The organism is Chimaeribacter californicus (genome assembly GCF_002858675.1).
In the GTDB taxonomy this organism is placed as follows: Bacteria; Pseudomonadota; Gammaproteobacteria; order Enterobacterales; family Enterobacteriaceae; genus Chimaeribacter; species Chimaeribacter californicus.
Genome location: NZ_PJZF01000013.1, coordinates 62,139 through 78,534 on the forward strand (window position 1 = coordinate 62,139; position 16,396 = coordinate 78,534).

The following is a 16,396-nucleotide window of genomic DNA, read 5'->3' on the forward strand; positions in this document are numbered from 1 at the left end:
CATGGCAGCTATAACATAGGGACTCGGTGTTCTAATGTCTCTATGACGCCCGCTCCTTGCTCAACGCGGACATCACTCTGCGAGCCAGTCCGCTCTATACCAGAAGCAACCACTGACCCCTTCATGATTGCTTGCCGAGATCATCCTTTGAAGACTAAGTGCGTTTAAAGACGATGTGGGCGCGTTGCGAAGAAGACCACTGCTGCTCCGAGAGCGACGATGAGCGTATCTTCAATCAGGCCACTCTTGGTCTGCCCCATCCCTGCCATGGCCTTTTTGCGTGCCGCAAGCGTGACATAGGCAAGCGGCACAGCGGCAGAGATAGCGACCGCTGCCCCGGTTTTTTCTTCTCCGCGGGGTGCCAACGCGGCACCCGCAATCCCTGCACTGGCCACGCGTGCTGACAAGCCCAAAAACACGGTGCGGTCTGGCGCTGACTTCATCTTGTCGCCAACGAGTTCACCCACACCCATCGCTAACGCGCCGTATTTGAATAGCGGCCGGTCCAGCAGCAAGAGACTGCCTGATGTGTCGCGCCCGGTAACGCGTGCTGCAGCGATGGCCGCCATCGGCGTCATGGAACGGCAGCTGGCGACAAGGCCAATTAAGGCAGAATAAACAAAATCGGTTATTTTCATTAGTTATCTCCCGGCTAAATAAAATTTTTTAATTCTTTACGCTTTATTAGGGTGTGAACCAGGAACACGCTGTTTAATTAACGCATTTACACAATCACGTCATTTAAACGCGTTTCCTTTGAGCGCTGAGCCGCATCTTGCAATGCCACAAGGATTTTTGCGGCCGGTGCGCAGCCTCACAGGTGAATGACGACTGCTCTGGCCAGTATAGATGAACGATGTAAGAGAGCTGAAATGACGGAAGTGGGGAGCTGAAGAGAGATCAGCGGCGCGCCGGATAAGCCGGATACTTAACCCGGCGCCGGCGGCAAGGCATCCCGCCATCGCAAGAAGCGCGACGATAAAGGCATGTGTGATATCTGCTCCGCTGTCACTGTTGCCCAACATGCTGTAAAAAATCCCGCCGATGACGGCGACGCTCAGCGCAGTGCTGATTTGTAATGCCGAGCTGGTCACGCCGGCAATCATACCTGAAAACGCTGGCGCAACCCGGCCGGTCACGCCGCCTGGCAGGTAATCACGAACGTCTTGAAGGATTATTGCGGATATCTTCAGCAGAGTGGTTTGCTAACTATGTTCTGGCACCTGTTCTGGGCGAACTGACGCGCTGCCATCCGGCGATTGTGCCCAAGCTATCGCTTGATCAATCTGTCGCGCCTGGATGCCCTCTCAATGTCACCTCAACACGAAGACCACTGAAAAAAATAATAGATAGCTTGCGATATAATAGTTTACAAAGGTTTATTTACGTGACACAGTGGCCCTCATCATATAGCGCACTACTTAATAGCGAACACCACAGGAGCCATGTTATGAAACTGAAACTCATCGCCAGCGCATTGCTGTTAGCTTGTCAGGCCACGACGGCTTTTGCCGCACCCACTGAAAACCTGCCTGCCCCTACGGCCGGAGTAGCCGGCTTTCTGAAAGTGCTGAACAGCGGCAATGGCAAACCGATTGAACAGCTTTCGCCAACCGATGCCCGCGCGGTACTGGCCGGTGCGCAGAAGGGGGCCGTGCTGCCGCCCGCACAGGTCTCAGAGAAAATCATTACGGTACTGGGTAAGCCATTGACGCTCACTGTCGTAAAACCTGCGAACGCCACCGGTACGCTGCCGGTGTTTATGTTCTTCCACGGGGGCGGCTGGGTACTGGGCGATTTTCCGACGCATGAGCGCTTAGTACGCGACCTTGTTAATGAGTCAGGCGCTGCTGCGGTGTTCGTTAATTACGATCCGTCACCGGAAGCCCATTATCCTGTCGCCATCACACAGGCTTATGAAGCAACGAAATGGGTGGCCGGGCACGGTGCGGAAATTGGCGTAGACGGCAAACGTCTTGCCCTGGCAGGCAATAGCGTGGGTGGGAATATGGTGGCTGCTGTGGCGCTACAGGCAAAACAGTTTCATACGCCGGCCATCCGCTATGATGTGATGTTGTGGCCGGTGACCGATGCGCGTTTTGATGACGCGACCTACAACCAGTTTGCGCAAGGCTATTTCCTCACAAGGAACATGATGAAATGGTTCTGGGACAGCTACACCCCTTCTGAGAAAGATCGTAATAACATTCTGGCATCACCCCTGCGTGCGACCACTGAACAGCTGAAAGGGCTGCCGCCGACGCTGATTCAAACGGCGGAACTGGATGTGCTGCGCGATGAGGGAGAGGCCTTTGGCCGCAAGCTTGACGCCGCGGGCGTACCGGTGACGGTGACGCGCTACAACGGGATGATTCATGACTACGGCCTGCTCAATGCCCTCAGTCAGGAGCCCACGGTGCGAACGGCTATTCATCAGGCTTCTTCTGAATTGAAGTCTCACCTTGAGTAATCCCCTCAGCCAGCCATCGGGGCTGGCTTTTTTCTCCCGCGTTGGCCGGCCAGTGGTTGCGCGATCGGCTCTGTGCGCCACACGGGAGAAAAGGGTTTGCGTATATGGTGTGCGAACTTCCGGTCTGTGCCAGAAGCGGACGTTTGCCACATGGTTCAAGCCCATTGAGTGGGAGAAATTCTTGCACATATGAGCTGAATACTGGACGTTACAAACGTCCTTGTTGTGATCTTCTCAGATGAGGGTATAAGTGTTTTAGATACTAAATCCCTGCCCTTTGAACATCATTAACTATTTAAATGTAATAAAGAAGCAGTGTGCTCCCTAAAGCTTGAGATTATTTCATTAATTTCCTTTTTCGCTAGAGTTATATCTTCTATAACAGGATGCTTTATGTCTTGCCAATTGCGTCTCTCGCCACAATCAACTAATTCAGACACTTTACCACCTAATACTCTAACAAAATCTTTATTCGAAACGGCAAAAAAACATGCTCCAGATTCTAAAATTATTGTGGGTGAAGCTTTGAACTTGCCAATACCCTCAGGATATTCATCTTCTGGCGTGGGCTGTGGATAAGCTATTTCATACAGATATTTAAAAGCTTTATCTGTTGGTGCATTAAATATTTCGTCATCGAATGGCATAGCTACAAGAGCATTTTCATGATCAATAACATCATCATAATCAACGAATAAGGTCGATGTGCGGATGTCATTAGGATACATATTGCCGTTCAAAAAGAAATAAAAGAAACCATTCTTTATAGACTCGCCCCACTGCGGAACATGTTCAATCCAGATTGCAAAGCGATAGGGATCACCGAAAATCATAATATTCCTCTTTCGAATCGCTTACCGATTTCGAGAATTTCTGCTCGCAGCACATCAATACTCCCCCTAATTCTTAGTGTTTTTATATAGTAACCACTCATTCCAAACATTTTCTGCATCAATATCGGGATAGCCTCGGCTTTTGATCATGTCTCTGGCAATCTCTGCAGGTAACTCAATAGCAGTAGCATTATCTCGTATTGACTCAACATCCTCTCGGGTCAATTCTCGTCCGGAGTCCATCTCTTTAGCTTCAAGCAGCGCAGCAAGAGCAGGAATAAAAACAATAGCCATGATTTGCCAGACTTCATAAATGATTTAATTTGTTCAATTTTGGCACAGATAACATGTCAATGCATACCCTCAGAGCCACTACATAATTGAAAAAAATTCATATTTAAGTCTGTTCGTGGGGTGCAAATGTCCGCTTTTCGCTCTAAGCGGACGATGTCTGGCCCGTAGCCGCTGTAACCAAACGCCGGGGAATGATCTGTCGATGGCAAAACTGGGCTGCATCCGGCTCTTTTACAAAAAGTGATGCAATTAAGGGATGCAGCCTGGGGTGGGGAGAGCGTTTATTTCAGCGGTGCCGCCAGCGTGATAATCCACAACTCGCTGTCCGACTCAGGTTTCTTCAGCGGCTTTATGCCGATAGTCGTTGCAACCGGCTTATCATCTACCGTAAGCGTCCCCTGTTCGGTCACCCGATAATCCTTACGCTTCTTACCTTCAACCGGATTTTGCATGACCGTTCTCACGCCGAAGTCATTGTCATTGGTGACGGCCAGCGTTTTATTGTCGATCAGCGCCAGACCTTCGGCCTTCTCCTGCTGCCAGCCGAGTTGACGTAAATCGACCACCAGCGTTTTAGCGGCGAGCTTAATGCCGCGCTGCGCCAGCGCTTTCTCGTCGTCAAACTCCGGATACTCGCCAGGCTTATCGAACGCTGTAAGCTCGGTAGCCGGGCTAAGATCCACCTTATAGATAAGATTGCGCATCGCATCGTCTTTGTCGCTGCCTTGTTCAATCAGCAGGATATGCTGATTGTCGAGCGCCACGATATCGCCGATTTTTGCGTCGCTGTTTTTACCGTAAGCGGCGCTGTCGATAGGGTAACCATACATCGCGGTTTTCCCGGTCGCCGGATCGAAGCTCACCAGGCGGGTAAAGCGCGCCTGCTTTTTACTTTTACCGTTGATATCCAGCGTGCTCTGCACCGCGGCGATGATACGCCCGTCCGGCATGCGGGTGAGCCCTTCAAATCCACGATTTGGCTGACGCCATTTGAGAACGTTCGGCAGACCGCCCGCGATGGATTTCTCCCCCTCTGCTGCCTGCGGCCCGTGAATTGTCAGGATCTTGCCGCGCGCATCAACGTTAATCAGGAACGGACCATACTCATCGCACAGCCAATACCCTCCCTTGCCGTCCGGCGTAATGCCTTCCGTATCCAGACCGCGGTTATCGCCATGCAGCACTTTCAACGTATCGTTTAGCGCGATTTCATTGGTTGCTCCGATGACGCCATCCTGCAGCGGCAATCCGTTAATATTGCCCTTATCGTCATGCAACGGTCGGGCGTCCGTGGCCTCCGCTTTGCCGTTCTGCACCCGAATATTCATCAGCAGTGGGGCGAACTCTGGCGTGACGAAAATTTTTGCCTCTCTCTTACCCACATCAGGCGAGTCAGCATTCGGCCCGCGATCGGTGACGGTTGCGAAGGTGAACGCATCCCCCTGCTTGCCGGTAAACAGCAAACCGGAGCCAATCCCCACCGGCAAACCATTTGGAAACGCGCTGGCAAACGCGCCGTTGTAGCTTACGCGTGTACCTTCGGGAAAACTGACGATATAGCGCTCGACCTGCGGCTGCGCCGCGAGCGTTGATGAAGAGAGCGCACAGCCGACAACCAGAGAAATCGCTTTTATTTTCATATTGTTACTATCCATATAGGGGAGCTAACAGCGTAAAGAACAAAAATGACAGAAAAATGAAATCTCCGGGAAATAGTGGCGGTTAACAGATTGATTTCTCCACCGTTGAGAAAGTGGGTGGTAAGAGAATGGCCTGTATGTTGAGATATTGCTCAGACCTTTTTAAGCTACGCTGAACCGAATTATCTTGAGTAAGGACACAACTGATATGAAAGTTATTGAAAGCGGCATTCGTGACGTAGAACAAGGTGAAAATGTGAAAGTAGTCATGCCGGTAAACATCTATGAATGTGAGCTAGGCGATGATGTTTTTATAGGGCCATTTGTAGAGATACAAAAGGGATGCGTTATAGGCGACAGAACCAGAGTGCAGTCCCACACGTTCATCTGTGAGAACGTTACCTTAGGCAATGACTGCTTTATAGGTCATGGCGTAACCTTTGCTAATGACCTTTTCAAAAGTGGTGGTCCTGATGCTTCTGCAGACAGCTGGATACATATTGTATTAGGCAACGCAGTAACAGTGGGCAGTGGAGCAACAATTTTAACAACGAAAATTTGCAGTGGTGCCGTGATTGGTGCAGGCAGCGTGGTTACAAAGCCTGTGCTGGTAAAAGGGGTGTATGCAGGGAACCCGGCCAGACTTTTAAGAAAACTTTAAGCATTACTTTTGCAAATTCTTAGCCCAAACTGATGTTCCTCTTAGGCCGGTAACGTCCGCTATTCGCTCATAGCGGACGCTGAACCGGGCTAACGCAGCCCGAGCGCCTCAACCACCGTGGCGATCTCCGCGCAATACGCTGCGGAGAGCGGTTTCAGCGGGCGGGGTAAGCAGGCGGGGCCGGTCAGCCCTAAAATACCTGCCGCCGCGGCCATCACGCGGATGCTGCCGCCATGCCGGCGGAACAGCGCCCACAACGGCGCAAGGCGCTCCGTGAGGACGGTCACCTGCGCGTTGTCACCCCTGGCAGCAGCCTCGGCGATCGCTTTTGCCGTATGGGGGAACAGCCCGCCACACACCGAGTACCAGACGTCACAGCCCGCATTCAGCCCCAGCCCGGCAAAGGCATCCCCGCTGACCCCGATGGTGACGCTGGCCGGTATCTTTTTACGCAGCTGCTGCACGCGGGCGCTGGCCGCCGCAGGGTCTGCCGGCACGCCGGGGATCTTGATAGAACCGATGCGCGGCAGCGCGGCAATACGGCCATGCAGCTCATCGGAGAAGGTGAAATGGGTGGTGCCGGGGTTGTCATAGACGCAAACCGGCACGGAAACATGACGCGAGACGGTGTCAAACAGCTCGTAAACCTCATCTTCCGTCAGCGTCTGGTAAGACATGGCCGGCAGCAGCAGGCCATCCGCCCCGGCGTGCTGGGCATCGTCCGCCAGATCCAACACCTGGCGGGTGCTGATTGCGCCGACAGAGACCATCATCGGGATCGCCCCGGCCTGCGCTTTTGCCAGCGTTGCCACCCGCTTGCGCTGTTCACGGGTCAGGTAGGCGTAGCTGCCGGTCGAGCCGAGCACACCCAGTGAATCTACTTCCGCACTGACCAGGCGTTCCAGAATGCGCAGGAACGCGGCCTCATCAATGTCGCCGTCCGGCGTGAACGGCGTCAGCGGAAAGGCACTTAACCCTTTGAACATGGCAAATTCCTTCTTTTCAGTGGGCGGGGCGCGGGCGCAGATCAGCGCCCTTTTTTCTTGCGGCCGGGCTGGGCAAAGCGCTTGCGCCCGGCCGGAGCACCGCCGGATTTCTCCGCGCTTTTCGGCGCACCGGTGGCGGGCCTTTTGGCGGCCTGCGGTTTGGCCGGGGCTTTTTTCGCCGGTTTATCTTCGGAAGAGGAGTGCTCAAGCAGTTTGAAGAGGTCGATCAGCTCATCGTCGGTTAAATCGCGCCATTCGCCCAGCGGCAGCCCTTTCAGGCTGATGTTCATAATGCGCGTGCGTTCCAGTTTGGTGACTTCATAGCCAAAATGTTGGCACATGCGGCGGATCTGGCGGTTAAGCCCCTGCACCAGTGTGATGCGGAACACCATCGGGGCTTCTTTTTTCACTTTGCACTTTTTGGTGACCGTGCCGAGCATCGGCACCCCGGCACCCATGCCGCGGATAAACTCATCAGTGACCGGCTTATTCACCGTGACCAGATACTCTTTTTCGTGATCGTTCCCGGCGCGCAGGATCTTATTGACCAGATCGCCGTGGTTGGTCAGCAGAATCAGCCCCTGCGACTCTTTATCCAGCCGCCCGATAGGGAACACGCGTTTGCTGTGGTTCACAAAATCAACGATGTTGTCCTGCTCACCCTCTTCGGTGGTGCTGACGATCCCCACGGGTTTATTCAGCGCGATCAGCACCAGATCTTCTTCATTGCGCGGTTCGATAAGCTGGCCGTTCACTTTCACCACATCCCCGGCCGAGACCTGATCGCCAATGCCCGCCCGTTTGCCGTTGATAAACACCAGCCCTTGTTCGATGTAGCGATCGGCTTCGCGACGGGAGCAGATACCGCTCTCGCTGATGTATTTGTTAAGACGCGTGGTTGAGTGGGTCAGCATGGTTCCTCCGAAAAAAACGGACTATACCTCACCCCCGGCAGGTTGCGAAGCCTGGCCGGGGGGAAATCCGCGCAGGCGGCTGAAGCGCATACAGGCGCGGCCGCCCGCTTATTTTTGCTGTTGCCGGAAGCGGGCCACTTTGGCGCGGTTGCCGCACAGCGCCATGCTGCACCAGCGGCGGCGGTGCGCTTTGGTTTTGTCATAAAACCACAGCGTGCATTCCGGGTGCTCACACTCCCGCACCCGTTCAAAATGCGCGTCTGCCAGCAGGGAGGCCGCCAGTTCCGCCACCGGCCCCAGCTGTTGCGCCGGGGCCTGGCCCGGATACGCGCGCGTGATACGCAGTGCGCCGTCTTCACCGGCCACCAGCTGGTTTACGCCCCCGGCGGCGGCCAGCGCCCGGTTCAGCGGCGTGACGTCCAGCGCGCCGCCGGCTTTTTTCTGCGCCACCAGCGCGCGGATGCTGCTGCGCAACTGCCGCGCTTCATGCAGCAGTTCACCGGCGGGGCCTTTTGCCGCGGTGCCGGTAGCCAGCCCGGCCTGTGCCAGCCAGCGGCGCACATCCTCATCGGACTGCCAGACGTCATGGGGCGCGCCCCCGGCCTGAGCCACGGTGTTTATGAAATCCAGCGCCGGGTGGTCGGCCAGAAACCAGGGGCCGGTGGTAGTGGGTGAAAGAGACATGGGGTTCCTCGGAGAGAAGCGAATACAGTGACTGTAACGGATAATGTAACCGTTTAAAAGAGTGTTGACAGGTTACGAGATATCGCCATACTGAAAATGTAACCTGTAAAACGCATTTTAACCGTTACTCTCTGGAGCCGCTTATGACCACGCCTGATGACTTCCCTGTTCGTTACCGGTTTGCCGACGCTGATGGCGTCCGGGTGTTTTACCGTGAAGCCGGTAACCCGGCTAACCCCACGCTGCTGTTGCTGCACGGTTTCCCCAGTTCGTCGCACCAGTTCCGTGACCTGATCCCGCTGCTGGCAGACCGTTTTCATCTGGTGGCGCCTGACCTGCCCGGATTTGGTTTCACCGAGGTGCCGGAAGCGCGCCACTACCGCTACCGGTTCGATTCGCTGGCGGAGACGCTCGCGGCGTTTGTGGATGTGCTGGGGCTGGAGCGCTATGCGCTGTATGTGTTTGATTACGGTGCGCCGGTGGGGCTGCGGCTGGCGCTGAAATACCCGGAACGGGTGACCGGGCTTATCTCCCAGAACGGCAATGCCTACCTGGAAGGTCTGGGCGAGGCGTGGGCACCGGTGCGTGCCTACTGGGCCGAGCCCTCAGACGAGAACCGGCAGGCGATGAGCGAGGGGATGCTGACGCTGGAGGCCACGCGGTGGCAATACCTGCATGGCGTAAAAGACCCGGAGCGCGTGGCCCCGGAGGGGTACTACCTCGATACGCTGCTGATGGAACGCCCCGGCAACCAGGCGATTCAGCTGGATCTGTTCCTGGATTACGCCAACAACCTCACCCGCTACCCGGAGTTCCAGGCGTTTTTCCGCCAGACCCAGCTGCCTATGCTTATTATCTGGGGCGAGCATGACCCGTTCTTTATCCCACCCGGCGCGCACGCCTACCAACGGGACAACCCCAACGCGGTGGTGGAACTGCTGGACACCGGCCACTTTGCGCTGGAAACCCATGTGCATCATATCGCTGCCCGCATCCGCGCCGTGATCGGCAGCGCGATCACAAACCCGCGCACCGGAATCCAAAATGCGCCGTAATCCGCTATGGTGTGTGAAGGGCGAAAAACACGCCGTTTCACACCAGGCCGGGTTGCGGCCGTTACTTGGGAGAATGAGCGTTGAAACAGAGAACATTCGGCAACACCACGCGCAGTGTGTCAGAAGTGGGCTTCGGGGCCTGGGCGATAGGCGGCACCTGGGGCGAAGTCTCCCATGCGGATGCCAAACAGGCGCTGAACGCCGCGCTGGACGCCGGGATCACCTTTATCGACACTGCGGACGTCTATGGCGATGGCCGCTCGGAGAAGATCATCGCGGAAGTGCTGCGCGAACGGGGTGGGGCATCACCGTTCATCGCCACCAAACTTGGGCGGCGGCTCGACCCGCATGTGGCCGCGGGTTACAACAACGCGCAGCAGCTCAACGACTTTGTGGATCGCTCACGCGAGAATTTGCAAATCGAGACGCTGGATATGGTGCAACTGCACTGCCCGCCGACCGAGGTCTATTACCAGCCGGAGGTGTTCGGCATCATGGATGAGATGGTGGCCGCCGGGAAAATCCGCGCGTATGGCGTCTCGGTGGAGAAAGTGGAGGAGGGGCTGAAGGCGATTGAGTTCCCGAACGTCTCCTCGGTGCAGATTATCTATAACCTGTTCCGCCAGCGCCCGGCGGAGCTGTTTTTCCGCGAGGCGCAACGGCGTAACGTCGCCATTATTGCGCGGGTGCCGCTCGCCTCCGGCCTGCTCACCGGCAAAATGCGCGCCGACACCGCATTCTCCGCAGACGATCACCGCGCCTTTAACCGCAACGGTGAAGCCTTTGATAAAGGGGAAACCTTCTCCGGGGTGCCGTTTGAGGTGGCGCTGGAGGCGGTGGAGGCTGTCCGCCGTTATGTGCCGGGTGACGCGACGATGGCGGAGTTCGCCCTGCGCTGGATCCTGATGGAACAGGCGGTGACGGTGGTGATCCCCGGTGCGAAAAACGCCCAGCAGGCCGCCACCAACGCCCGCGCCAGCACGCTCCCGGCGCTGGATGAGCCGACCCTGGCCGCCCTGCGCGACCTCTACCAGACGCAAATTGCCCCCTGGGTGCATCAGCGCTGGTAACCCGTCCCGCCAGAAGGCAACGCGCGTTAGGCTGAGGTGCTGGGCGCGTTGCCTTCGGGTATCCGGGCAATCACTTTGATTTCAAAATCGAAACCGGCAAGCCAGGTGACGCCTACCGCTGTCCAGTTAGGGTAGGGCGGTTGCGCAAAGATCGCCTGCTTGACCGCCATGATCGTGGCAAACTGATTTTCCGGGTCAGTATGGAACGTGGTCACATCAATCAAATCATCAAACCCGCACCCCGCCGCCTTGAGGGTCGCCCCGAGGTTGTCAAATGCCAGCCTGACCTGCGCCGCAAAATCGGGTTCCGGTGAGCCGTCCTCCCGGCTGCCGACCTGGCCGGAGACAAACAGCAAATCACCGGATCGAATGGCCGCCGAGTAGCCGTGCTCTTCGTACAATTTATGGCGGTTCGCCGGGAAAATGGCATGGCGGTTCGCTGGAAAAATAGCCTGGCGATTCGCCGGGAAAATCGTTTCACGTTCAGTCATGGGTCACCTCATTTTTGCGGGTACAGGGCGGATGCGTAAAACACGCCATTCATTTAATATACAGGGCGTATGTCAAATTAATCACAGATACGGCGCGTATGTCAAATTAATATACGCGGCGTATATGAAATAAGGAGGAGCGGGGATGGCAGTCGGGCGTCGTGCGGAAATGATGGAAGAGAACCGGAATAAACTTATCGCGGCGGCGCGTAAGGCCTTTGCGGAAAAGGGATTTGCCGCCGCGTCGATGGATGAGCTGACGGCCAGCGCAGGGCTGACCCGTGGCGCGCTGTACCATAATTTCGGTGATAAACGCGGGTTGCTGGCCGCGGTGGTGGCGCAGGTGGACGGCGAAATGGCACAGCGGGCAAAAGAGATGGCCGGTGCGGCAGAAGAGGGCTGGGATCGTTTACTGGCGGAAGGGATTGCCTATATAAAAATGGCCTGTGAACCCGAGGTGCAGCGCATCGTGCTGCTGGACGGCCCGGCCTTTTTGGGTGATCCCTCCGGCTGGCCCAGCCAGAACGCCTGTTTTAATGCCACCAGCAGCACGGTGGCGGCGCTGATTGAAAAGGGCGTACTGAAGCAGGTTGATGTGGAAGCAGCCGCCCGGTTGCTTAACGGTGCGGCGCTGAATGCGGCCTTGTGGGTGGCGGCGGCTGAACAACCCGATATCACCCTGCCCAAAGCCATCGAGGCCTTTGTGCTGATGGCCGGGGGCCTGCGCCGCTGACGGCCATCGGTGTAGCGGGCAGTGGTCATTCACCGGCACAAGGGCCGCGCATTATTGCCGGTGCCCCCTGTGTCAGGCAGCCGGGATGCCAGTAACGGGTGAGGAAATACCGGGGCAGCCAGAGGTTATTTCGCTCCGTGCACCTTTACCCTGCTGGGTCACTACGGTGGCATAGCAGGCTCACCTGTCTGAGTTCCTGTAGCGAACGGCATCCTAATTGCGCGACGGTCCGGTCGATCTCCTCTATAAGCGTATGTAGTGTTGAATCGACACGCGGTTCCCCGCCACAGGCCACGGCATAAAGCAGGGGGCGCCCGAGCAGAACCGCATCCGCGCCCAGGGCCAGCGCCTTCACCACATCGGTGCCGCGTCGGAAGCCGCTGTCAATCATCAGCGTAAAGTCTGGCCCTGCCGCGTGGCGGGCCGCCTCCAGAATCAGCATGGGGCTGATGCAGCCGTCCAGCTGCCGGCCGCCATGATTGGAAAGCACCACGCCATCTGCCCCGGTCTGCTTAGCCGCGATGACATCTTCAACGTGGGTTATGCCTTTTACGTAGAGCGTGCCCGGCCACAGGTCGCGTATCCACGCCAGCGTCTCCCAGCTCAATGTCCTGTCCATTTGGCTGGCGAAATAGGCCGCCGCACCCATGCCTTTTTGGTATTCCGGCGGCAGATAGCGCGTTAAGTTGCCGAAGCCCGGCATACCGTGCGGAATCAAGGTACGGCATAGCCAGCCGGGATGGCAGGCGATATCGAACAGGGAGGTGTACGAGAGCTTCATCGGGCGGCGATAATGCGCCTTATCGCGCTCCCGGTTGCCGAAATGTACCGCATCCACAGAGAGCACCAGCGCCTCGCAGCCTGCCCTGAGCGCCCGTTGCAGCAGATCCCGGGTGACGTCGCGATCCTTCAGAACATAGAGCTGAAACCAGCGCGGCCCGCTGGAGGCCGCTGCCACGTCTTCAATAGACGCGGTTGATACTGTGCTCTGAATATGGCCGATGCCGTGTTTTGCGGCCGCGCGCGCCAGCATCAAATCCGCCTGATGGCGCAACATGCCGTTGTAACCGGTGGGGGCCACCAGCAGCGGCGCGTTCAGCTGGCTGGTGCCCAGCCGGCAACGGAGGTCGCGCCGGCTGGCATCTTTCAGCACTGACGGGGCAAACTGCCAGCGGTCAAACACCGCCAGATTGTGCGCCAGCGTTTTCTCATCATCCGCGCCGCCATCGACGTAACTGAACGCGAACGCCGGCAGCGCGCGCTGCGCCTGGCGGCGCAGTTCCTGCCAGTTATGCATCATGGCGGCGCAGCCCCCTATACCCGTTAGCTAGGCTGCATAGCCCTCTGACCGTTATCGCTTGCGCCAACCTGCGAAACGTGGCGGCCAAATCGGCGCGGCGCTGTTTTTCACTTATCATCATTGACCTTCGTGGGGGAGGGGCTTATTACGCGGTTTTACCAGCTGCATCGCGGAGAACAGCACAATCACCACCAGCAAGACGACGGTAGAGGCCGCGGCCAGCGTCGGGCTGACCTGCAGCAAAATGTCATCCCACATCTGTTTAGGGATCGTGGTTTTCATGCCGCCGCCCATAAAAAGTGCCACCGTCAGTTCTTCGAACGACGTCAGAAAACCGATCACAAATGCCGCCGCTAAACCGCCTTTGATTGAGGGCAGCGTGACGCGCCACATCACCTGCCATTTCCCGGCACCGAGCGTTGCGGCGGCATGATCGAGCCGCCAGTCGTGCCCCTGAAACGTGGTAAGCAGGATGATGAACACCATGGGCAGCGCAATCACCACATGACCAATGGCAATACCGGTATTGGTCGCCACCAGGCCAAGCTGGGCCGCGAAGTAAAACAGGGCGATGGCTATCACAATCGACGGAATCATCATCGGCAGCAGGAAGAGAAAGAACAGCACGCCGCGCGCCCGGCTCTGTGAGCGCGACACACTAAACGCCGCCAGCGTGCCGAGCAGGCAGGTGACTAACCCGACCACGATGCCGATACCGAACGAGCGCAGGGTGGCGCCCACCCACAGCGGCGAATCCAGCCACACTTCAAACCATTTCAGGCTGAAGCCTTGCGGCGGAAACGTCAGGAAACTGGCGCTGGTGAAGGACATCGGGATCACCGCCAGCACCGGGAAGAGCAGCACAAAAATGATCAGGCAGGCGTAAACCGTCAGCAGATTGATGCGCAGCAGGCGGCCCAGCGTGCGGTCATACCCCGCCATCACCCGCGAGGAGATCGTCGCCAGACTGTTGACCAGCCACAACCCGATGCGGCGCAACACGCGGCTGTGTGAAGAGCGCGTCTGGTGGCTTTCCCCCGCCAGCGATGACAACCCAAAGATCAGGTTATAAAGAATACAGCTGATCAGGGCCGCCAGTACCAGCACCACCGCCAGCGCACTGCCCAGCTGCCAGTTCTGGAGTTCGTTAATCTGCATGATGATCATCTGGCCAAGCATCATTTCATGTGGGCTGCCGAGGAAGGTCGGCGTGATAAAGAAACCGAGGCTGCTGATAAACACCAGTAACCCTGCCGCAGCCACACCGCGCATCGACTGCGTGAAGAACACGCGCCAGAACGCCTGTGCCCGGTCGGCCCCCAGCGTCGCCGCCGCCAGGGTTAAACCGCGATCGAGCTGGTTCATCACCGGCAGCATGGTCACCACGGCCAGCGGCAGCAGGGTATGCACCATAGCAAAAATAACGACACCGCGATTAAACAGCAGATGAAGGTCGTGAAACCCTACCGCCTGCAGAATGTTTTCGGCAAAGCCGTTGCGGCCCAGCAGAATTAACCAGGTGAAATTTTTTACCAGCGTGCTGCTCCAGAAAGAGAGCAACACAAACAGCGACAGGATTTGCTGGCTGCGCTTCGGCAGGCCCGCCAGCCAGTACGCCAGCGGGTAGCCCAGCAGCAGACACCAGGCGGTGGTCCAGAAGGCGATGTTAAAAGTGTTGAGAAGCACCCGGTTATACACGCCCGGGCCAAAGAACCGGGCAAACGCGGCAAACGACAGCGCACCGCTGCGATCAAACAGGCTCAGGCTGAAGATGCGCAGGGTGGGCCAGATGAGGAACAACAACAGGAACAGCACGCCGGGCAGCGCCAGCCATAATGCGCCCAGCCGCGGCAGGTGCAGCATTCTTTGCTCTTTCTTGCTGATTTCAACCAGGCTGGTCACAAAGGATTCCTCCAGAGGTTAACGGCTGTGGCGGTTAACCGGACGCGCTAACCCCAGATTTTCACGGAGTGTGCTGCCGGTGTATTCCGTGCGATAGATGCCGCGACGCTGCATCTCCGGTACCACGTGCGTGATGAAATCAGACAGATCGTCCGGAACGACATGGAAGCTCATCATGAAGCCATCTGCCGCGTCGCTCTCCATCCACTCCATCATGTGATCGGTGATCTGGTTTGCCGTGCCGCACAGCGTCACTTTGCCGCGCTCGTAGCTGGCGTAGAGCTGGCGCAGCGTGAGTTTCTGTTCCCGGATCAAGCCGGCGATCTGGTTAAAGTAAGCCTGGTGAAAATTGGCTTTTGCCGGGATCATCTCCACAGGGACGGGTTCATCAAGCGGCAGTGCGCTGAGATCGGTTTCCAGATCGGCGCTGAGGCGCATACGGCCCACATCCGGATGAATCAGACGCTGTAATTCCTGATATTTATCCTGCGCTTCAGCCTCGCTCTCACCCACCATCACCGACAGGCCCGCCATGATTTTCAATTCACTCTGGTCACGGCCAAACTGCGCCATACGGCCTTTCAGGTCTTTATAGAATTTTTTGCCCGCCTCCAGCGTCGGATCAGACGCGAACACGACTTCCGCGGTTTCGGCCGCGAAGTTTTTCCCGGTTTCGGAGGAGCCCGCCTGAATAATCACCGGGCGACCCTGCGGCGTGCGGCGGATGTTCAGCCCGCCGTATACTTTAAAATATTTGCCGTTGTGATCGGTGATGTGATATTTGCCCGGATCGTAATAGGTCACCGATTCCTGATCATAAAGAAACGCATCGTCTTCCCAGGTATCCCACAGGCTTTCGACCACCTGGTAGAATTCACGCGCTTTAACGTACCGTTCATCGTGCGGCGGTAATTTATCCAGCCCGTAGTTGCGCGCGGCGTAATCGTTGGCGGAGGTCACAATATTCCAGCCTGCCCGGCCATGAGAAAGATGGTCGAGCGACGCGAACAGGCGCGCGATGTTATAGGGCTCGTAAAAACTGGTGGAGGCCGTTGCGCCAAGGCCGATATGTTTTGTCGTGCCGGCAAGGGCGGAAAGCAAGGTAATAGGTTCGAAGCGGTTATTGTATTCCGGGTTACGGCTGTGAACGTGCAGGTTGTCAGTGCGTGTTGCCGGCGTATCCGCAATAAAGAAGAGATCAAATAACCCCTGCTCGGCAAGTTGGGCCACTGAGCGGTAGTAGTCAATATTCGTTGCCGCATCCAGAGGCGCGCTGCTTTTCAGCCAGCATGCCGGATGATCGCCGTGCGGCTGGGCCAGCAGGCCCAGGTGAATTTGTCGATGAGTCATGGTTCAATTCCTG

At 56.9% G+C, this 16,396-nt stretch carries 16 protein-coding genes and 1 pseudogene; 5 read left to right on the forward strand and 12 right to left on the reverse strand.

What is annotated here, in order from left to right; translation table 11 throughout:
* Window positions 1-164: 164 nt before the first annotated feature.
* Both CYR55_RS14805 and CYR55_RS14810 read right to left on the reverse strand, forming a co-directional pair.
* Complete coding sequence (locus tag CYR55_RS14805) at window positions 165-638, reverse strand: hypothetical protein (RefSeq protein ID WP_101817120.1); 474 nt, start codon at window positions 636-638, stop codon at window positions 165-167.
* A gap of 252 nt (window positions 639-890) precedes the next feature.
* Window positions 891-1,139 (reverse strand): annotated as a pseudogene (locus tag CYR55_RS14810) (MFS transporter); the annotation flags it as partial.
* 311 nt (window positions 1,140-1,450) lie between these two features.
* Between CYR55_RS14810 and CYR55_RS14815 the strand changes: the two are divergent.
* On the forward strand, window positions 1,451-2,470 hold the full coding sequence (locus CYR55_RS14815) for an alpha/beta hydrolase (RefSeq protein ID WP_101817122.1): 1,020 nt from the start codon (window positions 1,451-1,453) through the stop codon (window positions 2,468-2,470).
* A gap of 287 nt (window positions 2,471-2,757) precedes the next feature.
* On the opposite strand, the gene CYR55_RS14820 is transcribed toward CYR55_RS14815, so the two are convergent.
* From CYR55_RS14820 to CYR55_RS14830, 3 genes are all read right to left on the reverse strand, one after another.
* Window positions 2,758-3,303, reverse strand: a complete 546-nt coding sequence (locus CYR55_RS14820) for an immunity 42 family protein (RefSeq protein ID WP_101817124.1) — start codon at window positions 3,301-3,303, stop codon at window positions 2,758-2,760.
* A gap of 66 nt (window positions 3,304-3,369) precedes the next feature.
* Window positions 3,370-3,597, reverse strand: coding sequence for a hypothetical protein (locus tag CYR55_RS14825; RefSeq protein ID WP_101817127.1), 228 nt, complete (start codon window positions 3,595-3,597; stop codon window positions 3,370-3,372).
* A 281-nt stretch (window positions 3,598-3,878) separates the two neighbouring features.
* Complete coding sequence (locus tag CYR55_RS14830; RefSeq protein WP_146000990.1) at window positions 3,879-5,237, reverse strand: esterase-like activity of phytase family protein; 1,359 nt, start codon at window positions 5,235-5,237, stop codon at window positions 3,879-3,881.
* Window positions 5,238-5,445: 208 nt separating this feature from the next.
* Between CYR55_RS14830 and CYR55_RS14835 the strand changes: the two genes are divergently transcribed.
* Window positions 5,446-5,898, forward strand: coding sequence for an acyltransferase (locus tag CYR55_RS14835; protein WP_101817131.1), 453 nt, complete (start codon window positions 5,446-5,448; stop codon window positions 5,896-5,898).
* Window positions 5,899-5,987: 89 nt separating this feature from the next.
* Here the strand turns inward: CYR55_RS14835 and CYR55_RS14840 are convergent, their stop codons facing one another.
* The 3 genes from CYR55_RS14840 to CYR55_RS14850 all read right to left on the reverse strand — a co-directional run bounded on the left by CYR55_RS14840 (window position 5,988) and on the right by CYR55_RS14850 (window position 8,482).
* On the reverse strand, window positions 5,988-6,884 hold the full coding sequence (locus tag CYR55_RS14840) for a dihydrodipicolinate synthase family protein (protein WP_101817134.1): 897 nt from the start codon (window positions 6,882-6,884) through the stop codon (window positions 5,988-5,990).
* A gap of 41 nt (window positions 6,885-6,925) precedes the next feature.
* Window positions 6,926-7,798, reverse strand: a complete 873-nt coding sequence (gene rluF / locus CYR55_RS14845; RefSeq protein WP_101817136.1) for a 23S rRNA pseudouridine(2604) synthase RluF — start codon at window positions 7,796-7,798, stop codon at window positions 6,926-6,928.
* A 108-nt stretch (window positions 7,799-7,906) separates the two neighbouring features.
* Entirely contained in the window at window positions 7,907-8,482 is a 576-nt protein-coding gene (locus CYR55_RS14850; RefSeq protein WP_101817138.1) for a CGNR zinc finger domain-containing protein, read from the reverse strand.
* Window positions 8,483-8,625: 143 nt separating this feature from the next.
* Here CYR55_RS14850 and CYR55_RS14855 point away from each other — a divergent pair, with 143 nt between their 5' ends.
* A complete protein-coding gene (locus CYR55_RS14855; protein WP_101817140.1) occupies window positions 8,626-9,537 on the forward strand; it encodes an alpha/beta fold hydrolase in 912 nt (303 codons plus the stop codon).
* An 80-nt stretch (window positions 9,538-9,617) separates the two neighbouring features.
* A complete protein-coding gene (locus CYR55_RS14860) occupies window positions 9,618-10,607 on the forward strand; it encodes an aldo/keto reductase (RefSeq protein ID WP_101817143.1) in 990 nt (329 codons plus the stop codon).
* 26 nt (window positions 10,608-10,633) lie between these two features.
* On the opposite strand, the gene CYR55_RS14865 is transcribed toward CYR55_RS14860, so the two are convergent.
* The gene (locus tag CYR55_RS14865) at window positions 10,634-11,098 is read right to left on the reverse strand and encodes a RidA family protein (protein WP_101817146.1); all 465 of its coding nucleotides are present in this window, start codon (window positions 11,096-11,098) and stop codon (window positions 10,634-10,636) included.
* A 145-nt stretch (window positions 11,099-11,243) separates the two neighbouring features.
* Between CYR55_RS14865 and CYR55_RS14870 the strand changes: the two genes are divergently transcribed.
* The gene (locus CYR55_RS14870) at window positions 11,244-11,831 is read left to right on the forward strand and encodes a TetR/AcrR family transcriptional regulator (RefSeq protein WP_101817149.1); all 588 of its coding nucleotides are present in this window, start codon (window positions 11,244-11,246) and stop codon (window positions 11,829-11,831) included.
* Window positions 11,832-11,976: 145 nt separating this feature from the next.
* Here CYR55_RS14870 and CYR55_RS14875 read toward each other — a convergent pair whose 3' ends face one another.
* The 3 genes from CYR55_RS14875 to CYR55_RS14885 form a co-directional block, all read right to left on the reverse strand.
* Window positions 11,977-13,131: an alpha-hydroxy acid oxidase gene (locus tag CYR55_RS14875; protein ID WP_101817152.1), complete on the reverse strand. Its 1,155-nt coding sequence runs from the start codon at window positions 13,129-13,131 to the stop codon at window positions 11,977-11,979.
* A gap of 117 nt (window positions 13,132-13,248) precedes the next feature.
* Complete coding sequence (locus CYR55_RS14880; RefSeq protein ID WP_101817154.1) at window positions 13,249-15,033, reverse strand: ABC transporter permease subunit; 1,785 nt, start codon at window positions 15,031-15,033, stop codon at window positions 13,249-13,251.
* An 18-nt stretch (window positions 15,034-15,051) separates the two neighbouring features.
* Window positions 15,052-16,383, reverse strand: a complete 1,332-nt coding sequence (locus CYR55_RS14885) for an LLM class flavin-dependent oxidoreductase (protein WP_101817156.1) — start codon at window positions 16,381-16,383, stop codon at window positions 15,052-15,054.
* Window positions 16,384-16,396: the final 13 nt, after the last annotated feature.